24 protein-coding genes, 1 pseudogene and 1 riboswitch are annotated in these 26,891 nt (G+C 28.6%); of the genes and pseudogenes, 18 read left to right on the top strand and 7 right to left on the bottom strand.

The genetic code is table 11. From position 1 onward, the window contains the following. The first annotated feature begins 32 nt into the window (after nucleotides 1-32). The 7 genes from NWE74_RS10650 (at nucleotide 33) to pyrE (ending at nucleotide 5,973) form a co-directional block, all read left to right on the top strand. Entirely contained in the window at nucleotides 33-851 is an 819-nt protein-coding gene (locus NWE74_RS10650; protein ID WP_258243151.1) for an ATP-binding protein, read from the top strand. A gap of 129 nt (nucleotides 852-980) precedes the next feature. Beyond that, nucleotides 981-1,802, top strand: a complete 822-nt coding sequence (locus tag NWE74_RS10645) for an Mrp/NBP35 family ATP-binding protein (protein WP_258243150.1) — start codon at nucleotides 981-983, stop codon at nucleotides 1,800-1,802. A 243-nt stretch (nucleotides 1,803-2,045) separates the two neighbouring features. Next, on the top strand, nucleotides 2,046-2,492 hold the full coding sequence (locus NWE74_RS10640; protein ID WP_258243149.1) for a DUF134 domain-containing protein: 447 nt from the start codon (nucleotides 2,046-2,048) through the stop codon (nucleotides 2,490-2,492). A gap of 226 nt (nucleotides 2,493-2,718) precedes the next feature. Further along, a complete protein-coding gene (gene pyrB, locus NWE74_RS10635; protein ID WP_258243148.1) occupies nucleotides 2,719-3,684 on the top strand; it encodes an aspartate carbamoyltransferase in 966 nt (321 codons plus the stop codon). A gap of 42 nt (nucleotides 3,685-3,726) precedes the next feature. Continuing rightward, nucleotides 3,727-4,419 (top strand): dihydroorotate dehydrogenase electron transfer subunit, encoded by a 693-nt coding sequence (locus NWE74_RS10630; RefSeq protein WP_258243147.1) that lies wholly within the window; start codon nucleotides 3,727-3,729, stop codon nucleotides 4,417-4,419. Continuing rightward, nucleotides 4,412-5,314, top strand: coding sequence for a dihydroorotate dehydrogenase (locus tag NWE74_RS10625; RefSeq protein ID WP_258243146.1), 903 nt, complete (start codon nucleotides 4,412-4,414; stop codon nucleotides 5,312-5,314). The genes NWE74_RS10630 and NWE74_RS10625 overlap by 8 nt, the downstream gene beginning before the upstream one ends. Before the next feature lie 74 nt (nucleotides 5,315-5,388). Continuing rightward, nucleotides 5,389-5,973: an orotate phosphoribosyltransferase gene (gene pyrE, locus NWE74_RS10620; protein ID WP_258243145.1), complete on the top strand. Its 585-nt coding sequence runs from the start codon at nucleotides 5,389-5,391 to the stop codon at nucleotides 5,971-5,973. Nucleotides 5,974-6,082: 109 nt separating this feature from the next. Here the strand turns inward: pyrE and codA are convergent, their stop codons facing one another. After that, nucleotides 6,083-7,345 carry a cytosine deaminase gene (gene codA, locus NWE74_RS10615; protein WP_258243144.1) on the bottom strand — a complete coding sequence of 421 codons (1,263 nt, stop codon included), beginning with the start codon at nucleotides 7,343-7,345 and terminating at the stop codon, nucleotides 6,083-6,085. 278 nt (nucleotides 7,346-7,623) lie between these two features. On the opposite strand from codA, the gene NWE74_RS10610 reads away from it, so the two are divergent. After that, complete coding sequence (locus NWE74_RS10610; RefSeq protein WP_258243143.1) at nucleotides 7,624-8,379, top strand: creatininase; 756 nt, start codon at nucleotides 7,624-7,626, stop codon at nucleotides 8,377-8,379. A gap of 28 nt (nucleotides 8,380-8,407) precedes the next feature. Further along, nucleotides 8,408-9,325: a DMT family transporter gene (locus NWE74_RS10605; RefSeq protein WP_258243142.1), complete on the top strand. Its 918-nt coding sequence runs from the start codon at nucleotides 8,408-8,410 to the stop codon at nucleotides 9,323-9,325. Nucleotides 9,326-9,344: 19 nt separating this feature from the next. Here the strand turns inward: NWE74_RS10605 and NWE74_RS10600 are convergent, their stop codons facing one another. Together NWE74_RS10600 and NWE74_RS10595 are read right to left on the bottom strand one after the other, a co-directional pair. Then, complete coding sequence (locus tag NWE74_RS10600) at nucleotides 9,345-10,556, bottom strand: PucR family transcriptional regulator (protein ID WP_258243141.1); 1,212 nt, start codon at nucleotides 10,554-10,556, stop codon at nucleotides 9,345-9,347. 184 nt (nucleotides 10,557-10,740) lie between these two features. Continuing rightward, nucleotides 10,741-11,637 (bottom strand): LysR substrate-binding domain-containing protein, encoded by an 897-nt coding sequence (locus NWE74_RS10595; RefSeq protein ID WP_258243140.1) that lies wholly within the window; start codon nucleotides 11,635-11,637, stop codon nucleotides 10,741-10,743. 161 nt (nucleotides 11,638-11,798) lie between these two features. Here NWE74_RS10595 and NWE74_RS10590 point away from each other — a divergent pair, with 161 nt between their 5' ends. Further along, a complete protein-coding gene (locus NWE74_RS10590; protein ID WP_258243139.1) occupies nucleotides 11,799-12,842 on the top strand; it encodes a YeiH family protein in 1,044 nt (347 codons plus the stop codon). A 39-nt stretch (nucleotides 12,843-12,881) separates the two neighbouring features. Here the strand turns inward: NWE74_RS10590 and NWE74_RS10585 are convergent, their stop codons facing one another. From NWE74_RS10585 to NWE74_RS10570, 4 genes are all read right to left on the bottom strand, one after another. Further along, a complete protein-coding gene (locus tag NWE74_RS10585) occupies nucleotides 12,882-14,201 on the bottom strand; it encodes a sensor histidine kinase (RefSeq protein WP_258243138.1) in 1,320 nt (439 codons plus the stop codon). Next, nucleotides 14,195-14,908 (bottom strand): LytR/AlgR family response regulator transcription factor, encoded by a 714-nt coding sequence (locus NWE74_RS10580; protein ID WP_258243137.1) that lies wholly within the window; start codon nucleotides 14,906-14,908, stop codon nucleotides 14,195-14,197. The genes NWE74_RS10585 and NWE74_RS10580 overlap by 7 nt, the downstream gene beginning before the upstream one ends. Nucleotides 14,909-15,241: 333 nt before the next feature. Next, nucleotides 15,242-15,895 carry a deoxynucleoside kinase gene (locus NWE74_RS10575; RefSeq protein ID WP_258243136.1) on the bottom strand — a complete coding sequence of 218 codons (654 nt, stop codon included), beginning with the start codon at nucleotides 15,893-15,895 and terminating at the stop codon, nucleotides 15,242-15,244. Nucleotide 15,896: 1 nt separating this feature from the next. Next, nucleotides 15,897-16,550 (bottom strand): deoxynucleoside kinase, encoded by a 654-nt coding sequence (locus NWE74_RS10570; protein WP_258243135.1) that lies wholly within the window; start codon nucleotides 16,548-16,550, stop codon nucleotides 15,897-15,899. 182 nt (nucleotides 16,551-16,732) lie between these two features. On the opposite strand from NWE74_RS10570, the gene NWE74_RS10565 reads away from it, so the two are divergent. The 8 genes and pseudogenes from NWE74_RS10565 (at nucleotide 16,733) to guaA (ending at nucleotide 26,868) form a co-directional block, all read left to right on the top strand. Continuing rightward, nucleotides 16,733-17,608 carry a DNA-3-methyladenine glycosylase family protein gene (locus tag NWE74_RS10565; protein WP_258243134.1) on the top strand — a complete coding sequence of 292 codons (876 nt, stop codon included), beginning with the start codon at nucleotides 16,733-16,735 and terminating at the stop codon, nucleotides 17,606-17,608. Nucleotides 17,609-17,634: 26 nt separating this feature from the next. Further along, nucleotides 17,635-19,125, top strand: coding sequence for a cardiolipin synthase (cls, locus tag NWE74_RS10560; RefSeq protein ID WP_258243133.1), 1,491 nt, complete (start codon nucleotides 17,635-17,637; stop codon nucleotides 19,123-19,125). Between the two features lie 140 nt (nucleotides 19,126-19,265). Next, complete coding sequence (locus NWE74_RS10555) at nucleotides 19,266-19,550, top strand: co-chaperone GroES (RefSeq protein WP_092727282.1); 285 nt, start codon at nucleotides 19,266-19,268, stop codon at nucleotides 19,548-19,550. A 20-nt stretch (nucleotides 19,551-19,570) separates the two neighbouring features. Then, the gene (gene groL / locus NWE74_RS10550; RefSeq protein WP_258243132.1) at nucleotides 19,571-21,196 is read left to right on the top strand and encodes a chaperonin GroEL; all 1,626 of its coding nucleotides are present in this window, start codon (nucleotides 19,571-19,573) and stop codon (nucleotides 21,194-21,196) included. 218 nt (nucleotides 21,197-21,414) lie between these two features. After that, complete coding sequence (gene larB, locus NWE74_RS10545) at nucleotides 21,415-22,158, top strand: nickel pincer cofactor biosynthesis protein LarB (RefSeq protein WP_258243131.1); 744 nt, start codon at nucleotides 21,415-21,417, stop codon at nucleotides 22,156-22,158. Between the two features lie 151 nt (nucleotides 22,159-22,309). After that, nucleotides 22,310-23,493 (top strand): annotated as a pseudogene (gene larC, locus NWE74_RS19305) (nickel pincer cofactor biosynthesis protein LarC). A gap of 46 nt (nucleotides 23,494-23,539) precedes the next feature. Beyond that, nucleotides 23,540-23,641, top strand: a riboswitch (purine riboswitch). Between the two features lie 228 nt (nucleotides 23,642-23,869). Then, nucleotides 23,870-25,333, top strand: a complete 1,464-nt coding sequence (guaB, locus tag NWE74_RS10535; protein ID WP_258243130.1) for an IMP dehydrogenase — start codon at nucleotides 23,870-23,872, stop codon at nucleotides 25,331-25,333. A 2-nt stretch (nucleotides 25,334-25,335) separates the two neighbouring features. After that, on the top strand, nucleotides 25,336-26,868 hold the full coding sequence (gene guaA / locus NWE74_RS10530) for a glutamine-hydrolyzing GMP synthase (RefSeq protein ID WP_258243129.1): 1,533 nt from the start codon (nucleotides 25,336-25,338) through the stop codon (nucleotides 26,866-26,868). Nucleotides 26,869-26,891: the final 23 nt, after the last annotated feature.

Here is a 26,891-nt window from a genome sequence, read left to right as displayed (position 1 = left end):
ATATATAACAAAAGTAGAAAGGTGAATACTAAATGAAAGTATATGCATTTGTAGGTCCTAGTGGAACAGGTAAAAGTTATAAGGCTTTAGAAGTTGCTTATGAAAATGACATAGAATATATAATTGATGATGGATTATTGATACATAAAAATAAGATAATTGCAGGTATTTCAGCTAAGCAGGCTAGCACAACAATGGAGGCTGTAAAAAGGGCAATATTTAATGATAATATTCACAGAGGTAATGTGAAGGCTAAAATAAGCGAACAAAAAATAGAAAAAATATTAGTTCTTGGAACTTCAAATAAAATGATAAATCAGATTGTAGAGAAGTTAGAACTTGGTAAAATTTATAGAATTATAAATATAAGTGAAGTAAGCACACAAGAAGAAATAAATATAGCTAGGGACTCTAGAAAAAGAGGAAATCATATAATACCAGTTCCAACAATGGAAATAAAGCCTATAGCTAGTGGTCTAAGCATAAACGCAATAAGAAGATTTTTTAGAAGAAAAAATAATACATATAAAGTTTTAGAAAAAACAATTATAAGACCTACATTTAGTTATATAGGAAAGTTCTATATAAATCCCAACGTAATAGAGCAAATTATAAGGTTTGAGGTTAATAAGATAAGTAAAGTTGATAAAATAAATAAAGTACAAATAAATAATATAGATGGAAATCTATATATAAAAATTAATATTAATATAAATGATATAGCTCAGATAAAAGAATGTTACCAATTGCAAAAAATAGTAAAAGAAAGCATAGAAAAAGTAACTTCTATAAATGTGAAAATTGTTAATGTGAATATAGAAAAATTAAGATTTAATGCTACCAAAGATTAGTTTAAAAAAACATTAACGCATTATATTGTTTATGAAAAATTTATAAAAAAAGTTATTGGCATTTGACAATAACCTTTTTTAGTGCTACCATTTAATTGGCAAATGCTAATAAAAAGGGGAGTAGATATTATGTCAAGTTGTGATTCATGTCCATCAAAAGGTGGATGTAGTAAAGATAAACAAAAATGTATGATAGAAAACAATTCAATGAATAACATTAAAAATGTTATAGGTGTAATGAGTGGTAAAGGTGGTGTAGGTAAATCAACTATATCAGTAATGATTGCTAAGCAATTAAGAAAATTGGGGTATAAAGTAGGTATTTTAGATGCAGATATAACTGGACCGAGTGTTCCTAGATTACTTGGACTTAAAGATAAGAAAGCAATATCAAATGAACAATTTTTATTTCCAGTAGAGTCAGAAGATAATATAAAAGTGATGTCATTAAATTTCTTAATTGAAGATGAGAATGAACCCGTAATATGGAGGGGTGCAATGATATCTAATGCAGTTAAGCAATTTTGGACTGATGTACTTTGGGGAGAGTTAGATTATCTAATTATTGATATGCCACCAGGAACTGGAGATGTAGCATTAACAGTAATGCAAAATATTCCTATAACTGGGATTGTTATGGTGTCTATACCTCAAGATTTAGTATCAATGATTGTATCTAAAGCTATAAATATGACGAAAAAAATGGATATTAAAGTATTAGGAATTATTGAGAATATGAGTTACATACTTTGTCCGGATTGTAATAAAGAAATAAAACTATTTAATGGAGAAAATGTAGAAAAATTCTTAGAATCAAGTAATTTAAGACTTCTTGGTGAATTACCAATGACAAGTTCAATTTGTAATTTATCAAATAATAAAAATGAAAATTTAGATGAGTTATTTAGCCCGATAGTTGACAATATGTTAAGCGTATTAGAGGAGAATTAAATGTAGTTAAAGAGGTAAATATAGATGGAATAAATTTTTATGAAATGAAGATATTTAGCGGCAGACCCCTGCATATACACTTTAAATGTAGTGAATGTAATAGTATAATGGATATATATAATAAGTCTTTAATCTTAGATTACTTAAGATTGAATAATAATGCAGAAAAAGAAAATAATTTTACTGTATTTGATGCAGATATAATGCTAATTGGATTATGTAGCAAATGTAGGGAGAAAAAATATGTCAAGACCAACAAAATTTAGAAGAGTAGAATTTTTTCCAGAGAATAATTATTTCGTACCAATAGGAAAATCTAAGTGTGAACTTGAAGAAATTGTTTTAAAGGTAGAAGAACTTGAAGCAATGAGGCTTAAAGATATAGAGGAATTAAATCAAGAAGAGTGCGCAAAAAAGATGAAAATATCGAGACAAACATTCCAAAATATAATTGATGGAGCTAGAAAAAAAGTTGCTATGGCTTTGACAGAAGGAAAATCAATTAATATTAGTGGTGGACATTACACTACAAATCATTGTAAGTTTAAATGTATGGATTGTGGTTCAATATATAATATTAATTATGAACAAGACAAATCGTCTTGTCCAAGCTGTGGATCTCAAAGCGTAATATGCAGTAAAAAAGCTGAATTTTGTAAAAAGTGGTGTCATGGACAACGTGATAAATAGTTATAATTTAAAGGCATGTTATAGAGTATATAGTTGAAATAAATATATACTCTATAACATGCTTTTTGTGCATTTGAGAAAGATAAATTAAGTATAAATTACATAATGAATTGTGCAATAATTTTTATAAATTGTTGACACTAAGATTAAAAGGTGTTAGAATTCAATCAGAATAAAAAATACTTTTAAATTCAGTCCAGAGAGGCTGAAAAAGGAGGATATATATATGTTATTAAAAGGAAGAAATTTAATCCAACCAGAAGACTTTTCAGTTAAAGAAATAGATCAAATATTAGAATTATCTCAAAATATAATTGACAATCCGTCAAAATATTCTCGCGTATGTGAAGGTAAATTATTGGCTACTTTATTTTATGAGCCATCAACAAGAACAAGATTAAGCTTTGAATCAGCAATGTGCAGATTAGGTGGAAGAGTAGTAGGTTTTTCAGAACCTAATTCATCATCTGTAACTAAAGGTGAATCATTAGGTGATACTATAAGAACAGTAGCATGTTATGCAGATACTATAGCAATGAGACATCCAATAGCAGGCTCTGCAGCTGAAGCAGCATCTTACTCAGAAGTACCTTTTATAAACGCTGGAGACGGAGGGAACCAACATCCAACTCAAACACTTACAGATCTACTTACTATCAAATCCCTTAAAGGAAGTTTAGAAAATCACACAATAGGATTATGTGGAGACTTAAAGAATGGAAGAACAGTACACTCTTTAGTTAAAGCAATGGCTAGATATAAAGGAACTAAGTTTGTATTTATATCTCCAGATGAATTAAAAATGCCTGAATATATCAAAGAAGCTATACAAGAGCAAGGTCATGCATACTATGAAACTAACAACTTAGATGAGGTTATAGGAAGCTTAGACATCTTATACATGACTAGAGTTCAAAGAGAAAGATTTGAAAATCAGTCTGAATATGAAAGACTAAAAGATTGCTATATATTAAATAATGCTAAATTACAAAGAGCTCAGAAAGATATGCTAGTAATGCATCCATTACCACGAGTAAATGAGATAGATGTAGACGTAGATGCTGATGAAAGAGCTGTATATTTCAAACAAGCTAAGTATGGAATGTTTGTAAGAATGGCACTAATAATGAAGCTTTTAGGTGTTAAAGAATCTCAAATTTCATTAGAACAAAAAATGTTAGAGTGTGTATAAAAGTTTAGACTAACTAGCAAAAGACAATAGGGGGAAATATATATGTATAAAATCTGTGAGAATAGATACGTAGGAGAAGATATGTATCTAATGAAAGTAGAAGGTAAGTTTGAAGGTAAAATGGGTCAATTTTATATGTTAAGAGCATGGGATATGTTTCCGCTTCTTTCAAGACCAATAAGTATACATGATATAGATGAAAATAGTATAACTTTCCTATATAAAGTAGTAGGTGAAGGGACAGAAATACTAAGTAAGTTAAAAGAAAATGACACAATAAAATTAGAAGGTCCATATGGAAATGGATATGAAAAAGTAGAAGGAAAAGTAGCTTTAGTAGGTGGTGGAATTGGAGTAGCACCGCTATACTTAGTTGCTAAAAATATAGATAATTGTGATGCATATTTAGGATTTAGAAATGAAGCTATATTAGAAGAAAAATATAGTGAAGTTTGTAATGAAGTAAATATAGCAATAGGAGATAAATTTGTAACAGACATAATAGATGTAGAAAAATATGATTATATATTAACTTGTGGACCAACGCCAATGATGGAAAAGTTAGTAAAGATGGTAGAGGGAACTAAGACTAGAATAATGGTATCTTTAGAAAATCATATGGCATGTGGAGTAGGTGCATGCTTAGTATGTACTTGCAAAACACAGTTTGGAAATAAAAAAACTTGTAAGGATGGACCTGTATTCTGGGGAGAGGATGTGATATTTAATGACTAATCTAAATGTTAAATTCGGAAATATAGACTTCAAAAATCCTCTTGTAATGGCATCAGGAACATTCGGATTTGGAAAAGAATATAATGAAATTTATGATATACAAAAGCTAGGAGGGATAAGTAGCAAGGGGCTTACACTAAACAAAAGGGACGGAAATTCTGGAATGAGAGTTTGTGAGACTCCATCGGGAATGATGAATAGTGTTGGTCTTGAAAACCCTGGAATTCAAGGATTTATAGATAATGAATTACAATTTTTTAAAGATTTAGATTTAGTAAGAATTGCAAACGTTGGTGGCGGAACTTTAGAGGACTATATAAAAGGAGTTCAATTATTAAATGATCAACCAATAGATATGATAGAACTAAATATATCTTGTCCAAATGTTAAGGCAGGGGGAATGGCGTTCGGAATAAAAAATGAAGTAGCAAGAGAAGTAGTTAGAGAAGTAAGAAACATAACTAACTTACCTCTTGTAATAAAGCTTTCACCAAATGCAGAGGACATAATAGGAATGGCCCAAGTATGTGAAGAAGAAGGCGCAAATGGAGTATCTCTAGTAAATACATTTAAGGCGATGGCAATAGATATTCATAAAAGAAAGCCAGTATTTGAGAATGTATATGCTGGGCTATCAGGACCAGCAATAAAACCTATAGCTCTTAGAATGGTACATGAAGTTTGTAAAAACGTTAGTATACCTGTGATGGGAATGGGTGGAATAACAACAGCTCAAGATGCTATAGAATTCATAATGGCGGGGTCAACATGTATACAAGTTGGGACTGCAAATTTCATAAATCCTAAAATAGGGCTTGAAATAATAGATGGAATAGAAGAATTTATGTTAAAAGAGGGCATAAAAAGCATAGATGAAATAAGAGGAATATTATAATATTTAATTTTAAAAACAAAAGAAGAAATACATAAATCAATTGATATAAAACATAAAATTTGGAGGAAGTATATATGAGTAAAGTAGATGTAGTAGATATATTAAAGAAGAGTGATGCATTATTAGAAGGACATTTTTTATTATCATCAGGAAAGCATAGTAATAGATATGTACAATGTGCTAAAGTATTAAGATTCCCACAATATGCAGAGGCAGTATTAAGTACAGTAGTGGAGCAAATAAAAGATTTAGATATAGATTTAGTTGTAGGACCTGCAATGGGAGGAGTTATAGTTTCTTATGAATTAGGAAGACAATTAAATAAAGAAACTGTATTTACTGAAAGAAAAGATGGAGTAATGGAATTAAGAAGAGGTTTTGAAGTAAAACCAGGGGCAAAGATAATAATAGCTGAAGATGTTGTTACAACTGGTAAATCAACTATAGAAACTAAAGAAGCTTTAGAAAAATTAGGTGGAGAAGTTGTAGGAGTAGCTTGTATAGCAAATAGAACTAGCAAGGATATTGGAATGCCAATATATAGTGCTATAAAATTAGAAATAGAAGTGCACGAGGCAGATAACTGTCCTTTATGTAAAGCAGGAGAATTAGAACTAGTAAAGCCAGGAAGTAGAGAGTTTAAAGAGTTAGGAATGTAATGAAAAATGTATTCTATACATGCATTATTTACTGAAAATGTAATATAAAAAAATAATAAGTCAAAAAAGGATTAAGTCAATGATGATTTAATCCTTTTTAATATGATAATTATTTTAATAATGAGATTTTTGTATTAATTACTTCTGGATCTCTTTTAAATAAGAATTCACCTTTTCTAACAGAACAATTAACACTAACTCGTTCTAATATTGCATCAAATTCATTTTTTGCATTTAGTACTATAAAGTTAGCATCTTTACCTTCTAATATGCCATATTTATCTTCTATATGAAGAGTTTTAGCACCATTTACGGTAATTAAGTCTAGTGCATTCTTAATTTCTTCAAATGACATCATATGGCAAATATGAATTCCTGCATCAAGAATATTCATTAAGTTTCCATTTCCTAATGGATACCATGGATCTGAAATTGAGTCTTGCGCAAAACAAACATTGATACCGGCATCATTTAATTCTTTAACCCTTGTAAGACCTCTTCTTTTTGGATATGTATCATATCTTCCTTGTAAATGAATATTTTCAGTTGGGCATGATATAAAGTTAAGCTTTGATAATGATAAAAGTTTAAAAAGTTTAAAAGTATATGCATTATTGTAAGAACCCATAGCGCAAGTGTGGCTTGCTGTTGTAAGCTCTCCTATTCCATTCATATAGGCCTCAGCAGCTAACAGTTCGAGAAATCTTGACTGTTCATCATCCGTTTCGTCACAGTGAATATCAATTAATTTGTTGTATTTCATAGCAAGCTCTACAGTTTTCTTAACAGATTTTTCTCCCATTTCTCTTGTGAACTCAAAGTGAGGTATAGCTCCTACTACATCAGCACCCATTTTTAATGCCTCTTCTACTAATTTATCACCGTCTTTATATGAATACATTCCTTCTTGAGGAAATGCTATAATTTGTATATCAACTACATCTTTTACTTCTTCTTTTAATTCCATAATTGCTTTTAAACAAGTAAGCTTTGGATCTGTTACATCTACATGTGTTCTAAGATATTGAGTCCCATATAAAATTTCTTTTTTTAGTGCAATTCTAGCTCTGTACTTTATTTCATCTACTGTCATATTTGATTTTGTTTCAGACCATCTTTGAATTCCTTCAAAAAGAGTTCCTGTTCCATTATTTGCTCCAGCCATACGAGCTGTATATACATAATCTAAATGAATATGTGGATCAACATAAGGCGGAACAACTAAGTTTCCTTCTAAATCATAAGTCTCTACATCTTTGTATTTTTGTGAAAGATTTGCTCCTATCTCTTTGTATATTCCATTTTCAACAAGTAAATCAACTAATGTTTCATTTCCTTTTAATCTAGCATTTTTAAACAGTATTACTTTCATTTTAATAATCCCCCTTATATTATTTTTAGCTATTTCATTAGCGACACCCAAAGTTTAACATGAAAATATACAAATAGTCATTGTGCTAACCATACAATAATGTTTTAATATGACTGTGCACATAAAGAACATATTTTAGGATATTTATTTGTATTTTTTGTACATTGTAATATAATATTTCCAAAGTATATACTAATAGTGCGATGAAACTTCTTTAGAAGAAAGAGATCGTTATAAAAAATAACAAAAATTTTTGAAAATTAAAGGGGGATATTATTATGTACGAAAAATTTAAAATGAAAAACATGACATGGCAAGAATTTGCTAAGAAAAAAGATGATGTAATTATACTACCAATAGGAGCTACAGAGCAACATGGCCCTCATCTACCTACTTGTGTAGATGCTGTATTAGCAGAAGAATTTGCTTATCGTATAGCTGAAAAAATTAATGGTGTAGTTGCACCAACTCTTTCATATGGATATAAATCAAAACCATTAAGCGGTGGTGGTCCACTATTCCCAGGAACTATTGATCTAAATGGAGCCACATTACAAGCTTTAGTAATGGATATAATTGATGAATTTGTTCGCGATGGATTTACAAAAATATTTATTTTAAGTGCTCACTTTGAAAATGAAGCATTTATTGTAGAAGCTATGGACTTATGTTCTTCAAAATATGGAGACAAAGTAAAAATTCTTCTTACGAACTGGTGGGATCCGATGTCACCTGATGTAATTGATAAAGTTTTTGATGAAGTACCATTCCCAGGATGGGCTCTAGAGCATGCCGCTGTTACAGAAACATCATTAATGATGTACTTTGCACCAGAACTTGTTAGAGAAGATAAAATATTAGATACAGAAAATGCTAGTCCAGCAACTTACTTTAGATATCCTATAGAAAAAGATATTGTTCCTGAAACAGGAATACTTGCATCAGCTAAATCATCTTCAGCTGCTAGAGGAAAAATAATTGTAGATGATGTTATTCCAAATATATTAAAAATAGTTGAAGAAGCATTCAAATAAATTTTTATAGAAAGAAGTAGGGAAATTTATGAAATTAAAAGGAATAGTTCTAACAATGCTATCCTCTATTACCTTTGGTTTTGCATTTACATTAGGTCCTATGACCTATGGTGCTGGAGGAAGTAATCCTGTAACATTAACTTTTTTAAGAAACTTTTTAAGTTTACCCTTTTTATTACTAATAGTTTTATTTTTAAAAATTGATTTGAGAATAACGAAAAATCAATTTAAAAACTTAGTAATATTAGGCTTTGTAGGAAATGCAATAACAACATTAATGCTAAATATAGCTTTTGCTCATATAGATGTAGGAATAGTAACCCCAATACATTTCACTTACCCTATATTTGTAACATTTGGATGTGTATTATTCTTCAATGAAAAGCTAAGTAGTCAAAAGATTATAGCATTAGTTATAGCTATGTGTGGTATCGGATGTTTCTTTGTTGAATCATTAAATTCTGCTTCTTTTGACTCATCTACATTACTTGGATTAATTTTAGCAGTATCCTCAGGAGCATTTTATGCATTCTATATTATATTTATGGACAAAAGTGGCTTAAAAGGTGAATCTCCATTTAAAATAACATTCTATGTAGCAATTGCTTCAAGTATAGGTATGTTTTTCTATGGTATTTTTACTAATGAACTTGTTTTATATTCACTAACAACTAAATCATGGATTATATCTGCAGTATTTGCATTTTTATGTACAGTTGTTGCTCTATCATTGTTACAAGTTGGGATAAAATATATTGGAGCAAGTGAAGCAGCTGTTATAAGTACTTTTGAACCGATAACAAGCGTAATATTTGGAGTTATATTATTGGGTGAAAAGGTAACACCTATAAAGATTGTTGCCTGTATATTAATTTTTGCAGGAGTCTTAATACTATCTTTTGCAAAAGATAAGACATCACAAACTAAACAGGAATTAGAAGTGTAAAATTAACCCCTATGTATTATCATAGGGGTTTTTTATTTTGAAGATTAATGAATTCATAAATTAATATGCTATTAAAAAGTTCTAAATCTATCATTGCATCATCTAAATCTATTTTTAAAAGGTCCTTGATTGTTGATAATCTATAAATCAATGTATTTCTATGAATAAAAAGCTCTTGGGAAGTTTTTAATAAATGTCTGTTATTTTGAAAATAACATTTTAAGGTTCCCATTAAATCCATTCCATGATTTTTATCATGTTCTAAAATAGGACCTAAGTTTTCATAACAATATTGCTGAATTTCCTTAATATTAGAAAGTTCGACTAACCACCTGATAATTCCTAGTTCCTTATATTTAATAATTTTTGAATCTCTATGGCATATATCAATCATAGATAAGGCTTTAAAAGCTTCTTTATAACTTATTTTTATATCAGAAGTGGTTTCTCTTATACGGCTAAAACTTAAGCTGATTTCAACTTCTGAATATTTAGAGCTTAAAAGATTAAACACAGCTTCTACAGCTTCTAATGATTTCTTACCTTCATTATAATCATTGGTAAACATTAAAAACATCAAGCTATTTGCGTATTCCATAGGAATTAAAGTTTGATTTTCTATATTTAATGCTTCTTCTAATGAATGAATTATATGCTTACTAATTTGTTCTAAATCATAGGAAATATTAGATGTATTTTTCATTTTAAATATGCATACATAGTGGAAAGGTCTTAATTTTATATTATAAAATTCTGCTAGAGCATATATGTCTTCTTGGAAATTATCTTGCGAAAAGATAATTGATTCTAAAAATCGTTTTGCATTCTTTTTTTCTTCCTGATTTTGTTCTGATTTAAATAAAATTTCTTGTGTAATATCTATTAATTTAACATCCCAAGGCATTATGAAAACAGGGAAATTCGCTTCATTTGCTCTATCTATTACATTTTCAGGTATGCTATTTATATGCTTATCATCAATTAAAATTACAATTCCGGAAAGCTTTTTATAAATACATTCTTCTATCAATAATAAGAAACTATTATCATCTTTTTCTATATCTGTATAAATAACAAATATCAATTCTTGACCATAAAGCCACTGAGAAATAGATTCTGTCATTCTTACATAAGGCCAAGAAATTTCACGGTTTAATCCCTTTTCTCCAGCAAGTAACTTTGCTTTTGAAAAATTTTTAAGTTGAAATAAATCCCTGCAACAAAGAGCCATAAAACCATTCCTTCTTTCTTTAAAAATAAAATAACTACATTTTAATTATATTATAAATTTAAAATTGGCACAATTATACATATGTATCTTAAAAATGAATTAAATATTGAATAAATCAAATTGTAGTTTGAATACAAAAAAACTGACAACCATTAGGCGTCAGTTAAGGGAACTTATTTATAAGCTATTTTTTATTTAAATTATATGCATAATGTTTTAATTCGTCTAGAAAAACTTGAGATGCTTTAGATATAGTTATGTTTTTAGGTAAAATATAAGAGAAATGTCTAGTGTATGAACTACCTAAATCAATTGTAGATAGTTCCTTATTTAAAACAGCTGGATTAGTAACGAATTCAGATATTATAGTAATTCCTAGTTTATTTTTAACAGCTTCTTTTACTGCATAATTACTACCTAAAATCATAATTCCTTTAGGTATAATTTCATTAGTAGCTAAGAACATATTTAAAAACTCTCTTGTACCAGAACCTTCCTCACGAACAATCCATTTTTGATCTTCTAAAATATCAAATGAAAAATTCTTAGTATCTAAATTTGACGTATATGGAAAAGCTAGCATCATTTTATCTTGTAAAAAATATTCTTGTGTAAAGTTAGAATATGGAGAATTTCCTTCAATTAAACCAATGTCTAATGTAAGCTCTTTCAGACTAGAGCATATTGAATGAGTATTATTTATAAATATTTCCACATCTACATCTGGGTATTTTTCAGAAAAAGTAGCTAAAAACATAGGCAATATATATTCACCAATAGTCATACTAGCCCCAACCTTTAAGCTTCCTTTTATAGAATCTGAAGTATTACGAACCTCCATATATGTAGTATCTAATAAATTTAGAATTTCTTTTGCTTTTTTATATAATGTATATCCACTATCTGTTATAAAGATTGTTTTTTGTTTAACTGACCTATTGATTAGTACAACTCCAAAATGGTTTTCTAAATTTTTTATATGAGTACTTACACTTGGCTGAGATAAATTTAAATGTTCACCAGCCTTAGTAAAATTTTTATGCTCCACAACAGCAATAAAAGTTTTTAATTCCTCTAGCAAATAAAACACCTCCAATAATAATCTATAAGTATATTATAACTCTAATCATTAAAAATATTAATAGTAATTATATTTTATATTTATTTTACTTATAATCATTATGGATGTATACTAAAAACATAAACAAGAGATTAAAAAATAAAAAAGAAAGGATGATATAAATGAACGGAATAAATAGAATAACAAATAGCAATAATATTTTTTATAAAATAAAAGAAATTTTACCAGGATTAGCAGTATCAGTACTTATAGGTCTAGCTAGTATGCTTTTATCTCAAGTAGTTCCAAAGTTAGGAGCAGCAACAATATCTATATTTTTAGGTATGTTTGTAGGTAATGTATTTTTAGGGCAAGAAGTTTTTCAAAAGGGATATAAGTTTTCAGAAACTGACTTATTATCATACTCTATAGTATTATTAGGATCAACTTTAAGCGTATCAACATTAATGGAGTTAGGTTTTAACGGAATACTATTTGTAGTATTACAAATGTCAGTTACTATAGCAGGTGCTTTATATATAGGAAAAAAATTAGGGTTTGGACAAGATTTCAGATTCCTTATGGCAGCAGGTAATGCAGTATGCGGTTCATCTGCAATAGCAGCTACAGCTCCTGTTATAAATGCAAAAGATAAAGACAAAGGTATAGCAATAACAATAGTAAATGTTACTGGAATATTTTTAATGTTTTTATTACCTGTTTTAACTCAAAAATTATATAGTCATGAAGCTGTACAAACATCAGCCATGATAGGTGGAACATTACAATCTGTAGGTCAAGTTGTAGCCAGTGGAGCTATGGTAAGCGAGCCAGTCAAAGACTTATCAACTATATTTAAAATAGTAAGAGTAATATTATTAGTAGCAGTAGTATTTTTATTTGGACATTTAAAGAACAAAACAAATCATGATATCATAGAGGAAGAAATAGAAGATACTAAAAAAGGAAAAATAAAAGTTCCTTGGTATGTATTGGGATTTTTTATAACTTGTGCATTATTCTCTACAAATATAATATCTCCAGAAGTTTCAGAAATGTGTAAAGTGCTAAGTAACAAATTTGAGATAATAGCATTAGCAGCTATTGGTTTAAGAGTTAATATAAAAGATTTAATAAAACAAGGTAAAACTGTATCATTATATGGATTATTTGTAGGAATGTTACAAGTGGTGTCAGCAGTAATTTTAATTAATATATTATTATAATAAAAAAACCCTTCTTATTTTGATAAGTAGGGTTTTTATTTATGTATTAGGTATAACGATTTTAACTTTGAATATATTATCATCATGAGTTATGACGACATTTCCTGAGTATTTTTCAACTGTACTTATAGCATTTTTTAAGCCTATTCCATGCATAGATGAATCTATTTTACTAGTTAAAAATGTACCATTTTTTTTCTTTATTTTATTAATTTTAGTATTTTCAATTACAATAACACAGAAATTATCAATATATTTACTTTTCAATACTATATTTTTAGATAGATTAGAATCTGCAATTTTATCACATGCTTCTATAGCATTGTCTATTAAATTAGAAAAAATAGTGCAAACATCTATCATGTCTATAAAGTCATTTTTTGAAAAATCCATATCTATATTAAAGTTTATTTCTTTATTTTTACATATTGATTTCTTGTTAATTAAAATAGAATCTAATATCATATTGCCTGTATTTAGGATATCTTTATACTTTGAATAATTACAAGTTTTAGATTCTATATCATCAATGTATGTAATTATTTTTTCTAGTTCATTGCTTTCACATAAATGCCTAATACAAATAATATGATTCTTCATATCGTGATGAATATTTCTAATTTTCTCTTTTTCTTTACTCATATTTAAGTAATAATTATATTCTTTTAAAATATTAGCTTTTAAAATTTCATTTTCATATTCAAATTTATAACTTCTAATGTACCTTTTAACTATAAGAAAAAAATATATATTAGAAATTAATACTAAAATAGGTATTAAAATTAATATTAGATCATTTATATGTGTAATACTATTATCCACAGCAATTAATCTAAAAGATAGTATTAAAGTTGATATATTTATTAAAATAGGAATAAGTATAAATATATGAGAGATTTTTTTTAGCTTAAAAAATTTTTTTATATATATAAATATGTATAAAGCGAGTAGCATAAAAATAGCTTGGATTATAATACTTTCTAAAACAACACTATCTATATTTATATAATAATCATTAGCTAAGTCATTATAATTTATAAGAAATGCCAAATATACACTTATATACTCCATAGTAATATACATAAAAAGCCAATATATAAAACTCATGACAATACATTTTAAAAATTTAACTTTATAATTAAGCTTGTAGAATAATATACAAGCAAATGCGAAAATAATAGGAGCATCAAAATCATAATAATATGTGAATATAGAAAGTAATAGTAATGTTATATAAATAAAAATATTATTATATTTTTTTTCGCTTAAATGATCTAAACCTATTTTGAAGAAAAATAAATATATAAGTCCGCTAAAAAAATCTATAAAATTTATAAAAGTATCATGAAGTTCTAACATAATAAATCCCCGAGTACATTTGTAAGAGCTATTTTTAATTCTTTAATTTTATATTTACTAACAAATATTTCATGGTCTTTAATTAATGCTGAATTTTTAGTAATACAATTAACTTTATTTAAATTGATTAAATATGATCTATGGCATCTAAAAAAATTATTTCCTTTCAAAGAATCTTCTATTTTATTAAGATTAATTCTAGACTTGTAAACATAAGAATCTGTATGAATTAACACAAATCTAGAAATAGTTTCTACAAATAAAATAGAAGAAATGGGAATTTTTATTATTTGACCGGAAGTACTTTCTTTAACAGTTATAAAATTTTTATATTCTTCACTTATACTGTTGATGCATTCTAATATGTGTTTAGAAAAATCATTATACTGTATAGGCTTTAATAAATATCTAAATGCTCTAACCTCATACCCCTTTTGCATAAAATCTTCAAAAGCAGTTGTAAATATTATGTGTACACTTGTATCAAACGTTCTTATTTCTTTAGCTAGATCGAACCCATCTATACTTTTCATCTGAATATCTAACAAAAGTAAATCAATATTATTAGGATAATTATCTAATAAATTTTCCCCACTATCAAACTCTATTAAACTATAAGATTCGCTATTTAAAGTTTGTACTAAGTATTTTTTTAAAATATCTCGATGAATTTTTTCATCATCACATATAGCTATATTTAAAATCAATATATCTCCTCCTATTAAAATTATATTTATTGGTCTTACCATATAATACCAAAATATGGATAATATAATCCAGTTAATATTATCGGAAATTTTGTAACAAATTAAAGAAAAACTTCCATTGAGGTTAAAAATACATCTATTCATGCAATATATATATAGTATTTTTTATAAAAATATCTATAATAAAAAATTAGCTTCGGTTATGATATCAACGATTTCGTCCGTTGTTTAAACATTTATTTTTTACTTAATACAAGTTAATTGATATAGTAATATTTGAGCCAATTATTTATGATCATAGTTTCACTGTATGCAAAAAAAGAATGTAGATATCTACATTCCTAATATTTTCTTTATTTCATCACACAGCATATCAAGATGCTCTGGATTATTTATTAAATCAACTTTATTTATATCAACATATAAAACTGGTGATTGATCATATTCACCTATCCATTTTTCATATCTATTATGAAGGTTAGTCCAATAACCTAGATCAACGGCTTTTTCCATCTCACGACCTCTAAGCTCTATTCTATGAATTATAGTATCTATGGAACCATCTAAGTATATCATTAAATCCGGTCTTCTTAGATAAGGTACCATATCATTAAATAAATCTCTATAAGTTATATAATCTCTTTTAGTCATTTTTTTATTATCATATAAGTTTCTAGCAAATATTTCGACATCTTCATATATGCTTCTATCTTGTATATTATTTAATCCATTGTTATCTATTTCTTTTTGTTGTTTAAATCTTTGAGCTAGGAAGTATAATTGTAAATGGAATCCCCATTTTTCTTGATTGCCATAAAAATCTCCTAGGTATGGATTGCCATCAACTTTTTCAAAGTGAGTTTCAAATCCAAATTTTTCTCCAACTAATTTTGTCAAAGTAGATTTTCCAGCACCTACATTTCCCGCTACCGTGATGAATAAATCTCTATTTAATGGCTTATTACATTTATTTATTAAATTAAACATTTTAATTTCCTCCTAGGGTTTTTATAGCGTCCTCGACTTTGTTTATTATAAATTGTCTATCATCTTCATTGTTTAAGAAATCTAGTTTTGAGTTGTCTACTTCTATAACTAAAGGTTCTTTACCCATAAAATTATGTTTTATAGATAATGGATTGAAGTAATATTTATACTCTGTACTTAGTTCATGAATATAGTTTCTGTCCATCTGTCTTTCGAAACTTCTATCTCTTGTAGCGATTCTTTTCATTAAGACGTCTGTTTCAGAATTTAAGTATATTATTATATCTGGTTGAGGTAAATCATTAACAAATATATTATACATTTGCTTATATTTGTGGAATTGCATTTTATCAAGTGTTATTCCTGCGAATATAAGATTTTTAATAATATGATAGTCACTTACTACGCCATGTGATTTGTTTAATTCATTTTTTTCAATATCTTCTAATTGTTTTACTCTATTAAATAGAAAAAATGCTTCTGTTTGTAAAGCATATTCTTTAATATCAGTATAAAATTTTGATAAAAAAGGATTTTCTTCAACTATTTCTCTTAATAGAGTATAACCAAAATGTTCATTAAGAATAGTTGCAAGTGTAGTTTTTCCTACACCGATAGCTCCTTCTATAGCAATAAATACGCCGCCGTTATTCATATAAAATCACCTTCTAAAAATAATGTCTTCTGTATTTTATCAAAAAAAAAATCTTAATTCTACCCTATACTTTTAAAATTAAATTTGCATATAACAAAAACCTAATTTAATTTATGCAAAATATGGGTAAATTAAAAATATTAAATATAATATAAATATATACCCAAAAGGAGAAGTAAATAATGAAGGTTTATGAAAAAAATAATTCAGTTATATTAGAAGGAGTAGCAGATTTTGATCCAAAACATATATTTGAATGTGGGCAATGTTTTAGATGGCACAGACAAGATGATGGATCATATACAGGAGTAACTAAAGGAAAAGTTATAAATGTTAGTAAGGACAATGATAAAATTTACTTAAATAATACAAATTTAGAGGATTTTAATACTATTTGGTATAATTATTTTGATTTAGGAACAAATTACACAGAAATAAAAAATACTCTAAAAAATATGGATGAGTATTTAGATAAAGCTTGTGATTTTGGATGGGGAATAAGGATACTACAACAGGATGGATGGGAGATGCTTATATCTTTTATAATATCTTCAAATAATAGGATTCCTATGATACAAAAAGCAATAGAAAATTTATCTAGAAAGTATGGTAAATTTATAGGAGAGTATGAAGGAAAAGAATATTATGCATTTCCAACTCCAGAGGAGTTAAACAAAGCATCACAAGAAGAAATAAGAGCTTGTCAAACAGGGTTTAGAGATAAGTATATAAAAAGTACAACAGAAAGTGTAATTGAAAATAAAGAAAACATATCTGCATATACTAATTTAAGTACAGAAGAATGCATAAAAGAATTAACTAAATTTAATGGAGTCGGACCTAAAGTAGGAGATTGTATAGCTTTATTTGGGATGCAAAAGTATGATACATTCCCTGTAGATGTTTGGGTAAAGAGAGTAATGCAAGAGTTTTACGTAGAAGAAGATATGAGTTTACCTAAGATAAGAAAATATGCAATTGATAAATTTGGAGATTTGGCTGGATTTGCACAACAATATTTATTCTATTATGCAAGGGAATTAGGTATAGGCAGATAAAATCAAAATAAGAAGAGGGATTAGCCATGAGTATTGGAGGATTTTTGTTTTTAAGTTACCTAGTAATATCCTATGTGGCTGGAGCGATAATATCCATGTCTATTATACTTGAGAATAGAGACCCTGCTAGAACAGTCACGTGGTTGCTAATATTTATATTACTTCCTGGTATTGGGTTGGTAATGTATGCTGTATTTGGAAGAAACATAAGAAAAAGGAAATTGTTTAAAACTCAGAAATTAGCAAATAGTATAAAAGAAGAAAAATTATTTGAAAACCTAAAAGAAATAGAAGAATTGGTAGAAATAGAACAAGACTGTATAAAGCAAAGCAAATTATTACATGAAGATAAAGATGAAAACACTAAAAAAAGGGTAATAAGTCTTTTATTAAATACAGGAATGTTCCCGTTTACAACGAATAATAAAATAGATGTATATATTGATGGAATTCAAAAGTTTGAAAATCTTATAAAAGATATAAAGGAAGCAAAAGAACATATACATTTAGAATATTTTATTATTAAGGATAGTGATATTGGTAGGAAGATTAAAGATTTGCTAATTGAAAAAGCTAAGGAAGGCGTAAAAATAAGAATTCTATATGATGATGTAGGTTGTTGGAGATTTTGGTTTCATAGAAAGTATTTTAATGAAATGAAAAAGAATGGAATAGAAATTCAACCGTTTTTACCTGCGAAGTTTCCTGTAATAGGAGGCAAACTGAATTATAGAAACCATAGAAAAATAGTTGTAATAGATGGAAAAATAGGATATACAGGCGGAATTAATATAGGAGACGAGTATGTAGGTAAAAATAAAAAATTTGGATATTGGAGAGATACGCATATTCGTATAGAGGGAACATCAGTCTATATGCTACAGATGGTTTTCTTAATAGATTGGTACTATACAACAAGAGATGTAATTATGGTAAAAAAATACTTCCCTAAAATGGAATATTGTGGGGATAGTATGGTTCAAGTTGTAGCGAGCGGCCCGGATAGTGATTGGGAAGCTATTCATTATGCCTATTTTTCTGCCATATGTCAGGCAAAAAAGAATATATATATTGAAACACCTTATTTTATACCAGATGAAAGTATTTTAAGAGCATTAAAAAGTGCGGCTTTAAGTGGAGTAGATGTAAGAATTATATTCCCTAAAATAGCTGATCATAAAATAGTAAACAGTGCATCTTATTCATATTTTGATGATATATTAAGATCAGGAGGTAAGGTATATTTATATACTAAAGGGTTTATACATTCTAAGATTGTTATAATTGATGATAAGATAGCATCTACTGGTTCAGCTAATATGGATTTAAGAAGTTTTATGCTAAACTTTGAGATAAATGCATTTATATATGATAAAAAAGTAGTAGAAATAATGACCAAAGATTTCTTTGATGATTTGGACAATAGTGAGGAGATAAAAGACGCTGATTTTAGCAAGAGAAATTTCGCTATAAAGGTGAAGGAATCAATAGCTAGATTATTTTCTCCTATATTATAAATATTTAATAAAAACTATTGAAAAATTTATATATTTAGTATACTATAATAATTGTTAGCACTCTAGTTAAGAGAGTGATAAAATTATTATGGTATATATTTTTTTACATACAAAATACAATTCATTAGGAGGGAAAAATTATGAAAATAAGACCATTAGCTGATAGAGTAGTTATAAAAAAATTAGAAGCTGAAGAAAAAACTGCAAGTGGAATAGTATTACCAGGGGCAGCTAAGGAACAACCTCAAATGGCAGAAGTTGTAGAAGTAGGACCAGGTGGAGTTGTAGATGGAAAAGAGATAGCTATGGAGCTTAAAGTTGGAGATAAAGTGATATTCCAGAAATATGCAGGAACAGAAGTTAAAATAGAAGGTAAAGAGTATACAATATTAAGACAAAATGAAATATTAGCTGTAATAGAATAAATATTTAGGAGGGGATAAAAATGGCTAAAGAAATAAAATTTGGGCAAGATTCAAGAAGATCTTTAGAAAATGGCGTAAATAAATTAGCTGATACAGTAAAAGTTACATTAGGACCTAAGGGAAGAAATGTTATATTAGATAAAAAATTTGGTGCACCTCTTATAACAAATGATGGTGTTACAATAGCTAAAGAAATAGAGTTAGAAGATAGATTTGAAAATATGGGAGCTCAATTAGTTAAAGAAGTTGCTACTAAAACTAATGATGTTGCTGGTGATGGTACTACTACTGCTACAGTTTTAGCTCAAGCTATAATAAGAGAAGGGTTAAAGAATGTAACAGCAGGAGCAAACCCTGTTTTACTTAGAAGAGGTATACAAAAAGCTGTTGAAGTTGCAGTTGAAGAATTAAAAAGTCAATCAAGAGTAATAGAAGATAAAGAATCTATATCTAATGTTGCTTCAATATCAGCAGGTGATGATGAAGTAGGTAAATTAATAGCAGAAGCTATGGAAATAGTAGGTAAAGATGGAGTTATAACAGTTGAAGAATCTAAAACAATGCATACTGAATTAGATGCAGTAGAAGGTATGCAATTTGATAGAGGATTTGTGTCTGCTTACATGGTAACAGATGTTGATAAAATGGAAGCTGTTTTAAATGATCCATATATATTAATAACTGATAGAAAAATATCAAATATACAAGATATATTACCAGTGCTTGAACAAATAGTTCAACAAGGTAAGAAATTATTAATAATAGCTGAAGATGTAGATGGAGAAGCATTATCTACATTAGTTGTTAATAAGTTAAGAGGAACATTTGAAGTTGTTGCTGTTAAAGCTCCAGGATTTGGAGATAGAAGAAAAGCAATGCTTGAAGATATAGCAACACTTACAGGTGGAACTGTAGTATCAGAAGAATTAGGATATGATTTAAAAGAAACTGATGTAACTATGTTAGGTAGAGCTAGCTCTGTTAAGGTAACTAAAGAAAATACTACAATAGTAGATGGATTTGGAGATAAGGCTGCAATAGAAAACAGAGTTAACCAAATAAAACATCAAGTAGAAGAAACTACTTCTGAATTTGATAAAGAAAAGTTAATGGAAAGATTAGCTAAACTTGCTGGTGGAGTAGCTGTAATAAAAGTTGGAGCTGCTACAGAAGTTGAAATGAAAGAAAGAAAATTAAGAATAGAAGATGCACTTAATGCTACAAGAGCAGCTGTTGAAGAAGGTATAGTTGCTGGTGGAGGTACTGCATTAGTAAGTGTAATACCAGCACTAGATAAGTTAGTAGAAGAGCTTGAAGGTGAAGTTAAGATAGGTGCTAAAATAATAAGAAAATCATTAGAAGAGCCTCTAAGACAAATAGCTATAAATACAGGTCTTGAGGGAGCTGTTATAATACAAAAAGTTATGTCTGAAGATCCTGAGATTGGATTTGATGCATTTAATGAAAAATACGTAAATATGATAGAAGCTGGTATAGTTGACCCAACTAAGGTTACTAGAACAGCATTACAAAATGCAGCATCTATAGCTGGAGTATTCTTAACAACAGAAGCTGCAGTTGCAGATCTTCCAAGTAAAGAAGATGCAATGCCAGGAATGGGTGCAGGAATGCCAGGGATGATGTAATCTATACTATTAAAAAAAGAGTAACGACAGTTACTCTTTTTTTACGCATATAAATACTAACTATTATTTAAGTATAGTTTAAAGAAATTATGAATGCTTGACGTATGTATATTTTAAATCTTACAAGTATTTAAATATGAATATATATATTTATAGTTTAAAATAGATATTAGATGATAAAACTTTTATAAATTATATAAGTAAAAGAGAGGGATACAATGGATATTAGGCGTTTATTAGAGCGAGTAAAGGATAATGATTTAGATATTAATCAAGCCATGGATCAGCTAAAAAATTTTATGTATGAAGATTTAGGATATGCTAATATAGATCATCATAGAGAAATAAGAAATGGATATCCTGAGGTTATATACTGTGAAGGAAAAAGTGATGAGCATATATTGGGAATAATAGAAAAGATGAATAAAAAAGGGTCTAATATATTAGGGACAAGATGTAAAAAAGAAACATACGATAAAGTTAAACAGATTTATAATCATGCAGAATACGAAGAATTATCAAAAATTATAAAAATACAAAATAAAGAGATTATAAATCGCGGGAAAGGTAAAGTTTTAGTTATAACAGGGGGCACTTCGGATATACCAGTTGCAGATGAGGCATACTATACAGCTAAATTTTTAGGAAATGAAGTAGTAAAATTATATGATGTAGGAGTGGCAGGTATACATAGACTATTAAATCGTTTACCTATAATTCAGGAAGCTAGAGTTATTATAGCGGTAGCAGGTATGGAGGGTGCTTTACCTAGCGTAGTAGGGGGATTAGTAGATGTTCCTGTGATAGCAGTACCTACTTCAGTTGGCTATGGAGCTAATTTTGGAGGACTATCGGCTCTTCTAACAATGTTAAATAGTTGTGCATCAGGGATATCTGTTGTTAATATAGATAATGGGTTTGGTGCTGGATATTTAGCGTCTATGATAAATAAATTAAAGTAAATAAATTTTATTTATAAAATAAAATTTGTACAGTAAATAAATTGAAATTATATAAATATATATATACAAAGGTGAATTTGTGGGAATACACTTAATTTACCATGTTCAAATTAAACAAAATATATAAAGACAAATATCTAAGGAGATAAATATGGAACAAAGGATACTTTATTTTGATGTAGTCAATGGGATTTCTGGAGATATGACTTTAGCTACATTATTAGATTTAGGAGTTCCAAAGGAACTTTTTTTAGAAGAAATAAAAAAGCTAAGCATTAAAGACGAGTTTGAAATTTTAATAACACAAAAAAATGAAAGTGGGATATTAGGAACTAATGTAGAGGTAGTTGCTAAAGAGTCTAATGCTCATAGACATCTGATAGATGTGTTTGATATTATTGATAAAAGTGGCTTGAATGAAAACGTTAAGATCATGTCCAAAAACATATTTATGACTATAGGAGAAGCAGAATCAAAAGTTCATGGAACTACTATAGATAAAATACATTTTCATGAAGTAGGGGCTATTGACTCCATAATTGATATAGTAGGAGCATGCATATTAATAGACTTATTATGTATAGATAAAATATACGCTAATACTATTCCGGTTGGATCTGGATTTGTTAAATGTGATCATGGAATAATGCCAGTTCCTGCACCTGCTACTGCTGAAATTTTAAAAGGTGTTCCTATAAAATTAAATACAGTAAAGGGCGAGTGTACAACACCTACAGGGGCAGCTATACTAAAAACACTATGTGATGAATTTGTAGATACTTTAGAGTTTGAAGTAAAACAAATTGGATACGGAATAGGACGAAAACAATTTGAAATACCAAATATGCTAAGAACTATCTTAGGCATAAAAAAAAAGAAGAATTTATATATGAAATAAGTGCAAATATTGATGATATGTCTTCAGAGGTATATTCATACCTGTATGAACAAATACTCGAAGAAGGTGCATTAGATATATATACAGAAAGTATATATATGAAAAAAAATAGACCTGCGATAAAGCTATCAATTTTATGTGAAGAAAGGAATTTGCAAAAATTTGTAGAATTATTACTAAAAGAAACAACTACTTTTGGAGTGAGATATCATAAGTACAATAGAGTGGTTTTAAAAAGGCAATTTTCAAAGATAAATACTCCATACGGTGATGTAAAAGTTAAATTAGGGTATTATGACGGAAAACTTATAAAAGTGACTCCAGAATACGAAGAATGCAAAAAAATTGCAAAATTCAACAAAATCTCATTGAATCAGCTACTATATAAAATAAATCATGTGATAAATGAAGAATTTAATATAAACTTATTGACATAATAAATATTTTTTGATAAATTAAGATTTAACTTAAAGAAATCATTTATTAATTATACAATATATCACTCGTATATACTCGGAAATAAGGTCTGAGAGTTTCTACCGAGATACCGTAAATATCTTGACTATGAGTGAAATTATTATTAGCAGAATATCGGATAAAGTAAACGCCTAGGCTGATAAGAAATCCCTAGAAGTTGGCTAGAAAGTAGAAGATATTTTGGAAGCCTGTATAGTAATTTCACTTTTATGAGAATAATATGGAAGTTACTATACAGGTTTTTTTGTACCATAATTAAAGACGAACAAATATAAAAAAAATAAAATTAACATTCGTATAATTTGATAAAAACTAACAAGGGAAGGGAGATCTACAATGGCAACTATTTTAAAAGAAGGCTTAACTTTTGATGATGTTTTATTAATTCCTCAAAAATCGGAGGTATTACCAAAGGATGTTAGTACAGAAACGTACTTAACAAAAACTATAAAACTAAATATTCCTCTAATGAGTGCAGGAATGGATACAGTTACAGAATCTAAAATGGCTATATCAATGGCTAGACAAGGTGGTATAGGTATAATACACAAAAATATGTCTATAGAAGAACAAGCTCTAGAGGTTGATAAAGTAAAAAGAAGTGAGAGTGGAGTTATAGTAGATCCTTTCTACTTATCAAAAAACCACACTATACAAGATGCAGATGATATAATGGCAAGATATAAAATATCAGGTGTGCCAATCGTAGATGATAATAAAAAATTAATAGGAATTATAACTAATAGAGATATAAAATTTGAAGATGATATGACAAAGAGTATTGAAGATGCAATGACTAAGGAAAACTTAGTAACAGCTAAAGAAGGAATAAATTTAGCTGAAGCTCAACAAATACTTAAAAAGCATAAAATAGAAAAATTACCACTAGTAGATGATGAAGGTCATTTAAAAGGTTTAATAACTATAAAAGATATAGAAAAGAAAATACAATATCCTAATTCTGCAAAAGATAATCGTGGAAGATTATTATGCGGGGCTGCAGTAGGAATAAGTGCAGACCTTATGGATAGAGTAGATGCATTAGTAAAAGCAAATGTAGATGCAATAGTTTTAGATAGTGCACATGGTCACTCTAAAGGTGTCATGGAAGCCGTAACAAAAGTTAAGACAGCTTACCCAAATCTTCAAGTTATAGCTGGAAATGTAGCAACACCAGGAGCTACAGAAGATTTAATAAAAGCAGGAGCTGACTGTGTTAAGGTTGGAATAGGACCAGGGTCTATATGTACAACTAGAGTAGTTGCAGGTATCGGGGTTCCTCAAGTAACAGCTGTTATGGATTGTGCTGAAGTAGGTCATAAATATGGAGTACCAGTAATAGCAGATGGTGGAATTAAATACTCTGGGGATGTAGTAAAAGCATTAGCTGCTGGAGCTTCTGTATGTATGATGGGATCATTATTTGCAGGAACAGAAGAGAGTCCAGGAGAAACAGTTCTTTACAGAGGTAGATCATATAAAACATATAGAGGAATGGGATCTATAGGAGCTATGGAAAAAGGTTCAAAAGATAGATACTTCCAAACAGATGCAAAGAAATTAGTTCCAGAAGGTGTTGAAGGAATGGTTGCATATAAAGGGAAAGCGGAAGAAATAGTTTATCAAATGATAGGTGGATTAAGAGCAGGTATGGGATATTGTGGAGCACCAACAATACAAGATTTAATGGATAATGCCACATTTATAAAAATAACAGCAGCATCTTTAAAAGAAAGTCATCCACATGATATAACAATAACTAAAGAGGCACCTAACTATAGCACACAAGGAGAAATATAGATATGAAGCATGAATTAGTATTAGTAGTAGATTTTGGTGGACAATACAACCAATTAATAGCAAGAAGAGTAAGAGAAAATAACGTGTACTGTGAAATAATACCGTACACTACAGATATAGAAAAAATAAAGGAAATGAATCCAAAAGGGATAATATTCACTGGAGGACCTAATAGCGCATACTTAGAAAATTCGCCTAAGATAGCAAAAGAAATATTTGAAATAGGAGTTCCTATATTAGGTATATGCTACGGAATACAAGTAATGGCCAATATATTAGGCGGTAATGTAAGAAAAGGAAACACTAGTGAAAAAGAATATGGAAAAACAACTATAACTTATGAAAACTCACCAATATTTGAAGGTATAACTACAAATACTGTTTGGATGAGTCATACAGATTTAATAGATGTATTACCAGAAGGATTTGTATCAGTTGCACACACTAATGATTGTCCAGTTGCAGCTATGCAAAATAAAGAAAAGAATTTATATGGAGTACAGTTCCATCCAGAAGTTGAACATTGCTTAGAAGGAGATAAAGTTCTTAAAAACTTCTTATACAATGTATGTAATGTAAGTGGAGATTGGACAACTGATTCATTTATAAGTGATAAGATAAAGGAATTAAAAGAAATAATAGGTAATAAAAAAGTATTATGTGCTTTAAGTGGTGGAGTTGATTCATCAGTAGCAGCAGTACTTGTACACAGAGCTATAGGAGATAACTTAACTTGTGTATTCGTTGACCATGGATTACTTAGAAAAAATGAAGGTAATGATGTAGAAAGAATATTTAGAGATAAGTTTGATATGAACTTAATAAGAGTTAACTGTGAAGATAGATTCTTAGGTAAACTAAAAGATGTAACAGAACCAGAAGCTAAGAGAAAAATAATAGGTGAAGAATTCATCAGAGTATTTGAAGAAGAATCAAACAAATTAGGAAAAATGGACTTCTTAGTACAAGGAACTATATACCCAGACGTAGTAGAAAGTGGACATGGAGAAGCTGCTACTATAAAATCTCACCATAATGTTGGTGGAATACCTGAAGATATAGAATTCCAAATAGTAGAGCCATTAAGAGAATTATTCAAAGATGAAGTTAGAAAAATAGGATTAGAGCTTGGCATAGATGAAGATTTAATATTTAGACACCCATTCCCAGGTCCAGGTCTTGGAATAAGAGTTATAGGTGAAGTAACTAAAGAAAAATGTGATATCTTAAGAGAAGCTGATGCTATATATATGGATATATTAAAAGAGCACGGATTATACAAAGAAATATGGCAAGCATTCGCTACATTACCTGATGTAAAAACTGTTGGAGTTATGGGAGATGAAAGAACTTATGCATATTTAGTAGGGATAAGAGCAGTTACATCTTCAGATGGAATGACTTCAGATTGGTACAAAATGCCATATGAAGTTTTAGAAAAAATATCTAATAGAATAGTTAATGAAGTAGACGGAGCTAATAGAGTAGTTTACGATATAACAAGTAAGCCACCAGGAACAATAGAGTGGGAATAATATAATTCTATTAAGTATATATA

Origin of the sequence: Romboutsia lituseburensis (assembly GCF_024723825.1) — a bacterium.
GTDB lineage: Bacteria > Bacillota > Clostridia > Peptostreptococcales > Peptostreptococcaceae > Romboutsia_F > Romboutsia_F lituseburensis_A.
This window is presented reverse-complemented; position numbering and strand designations above follow the sequence as displayed.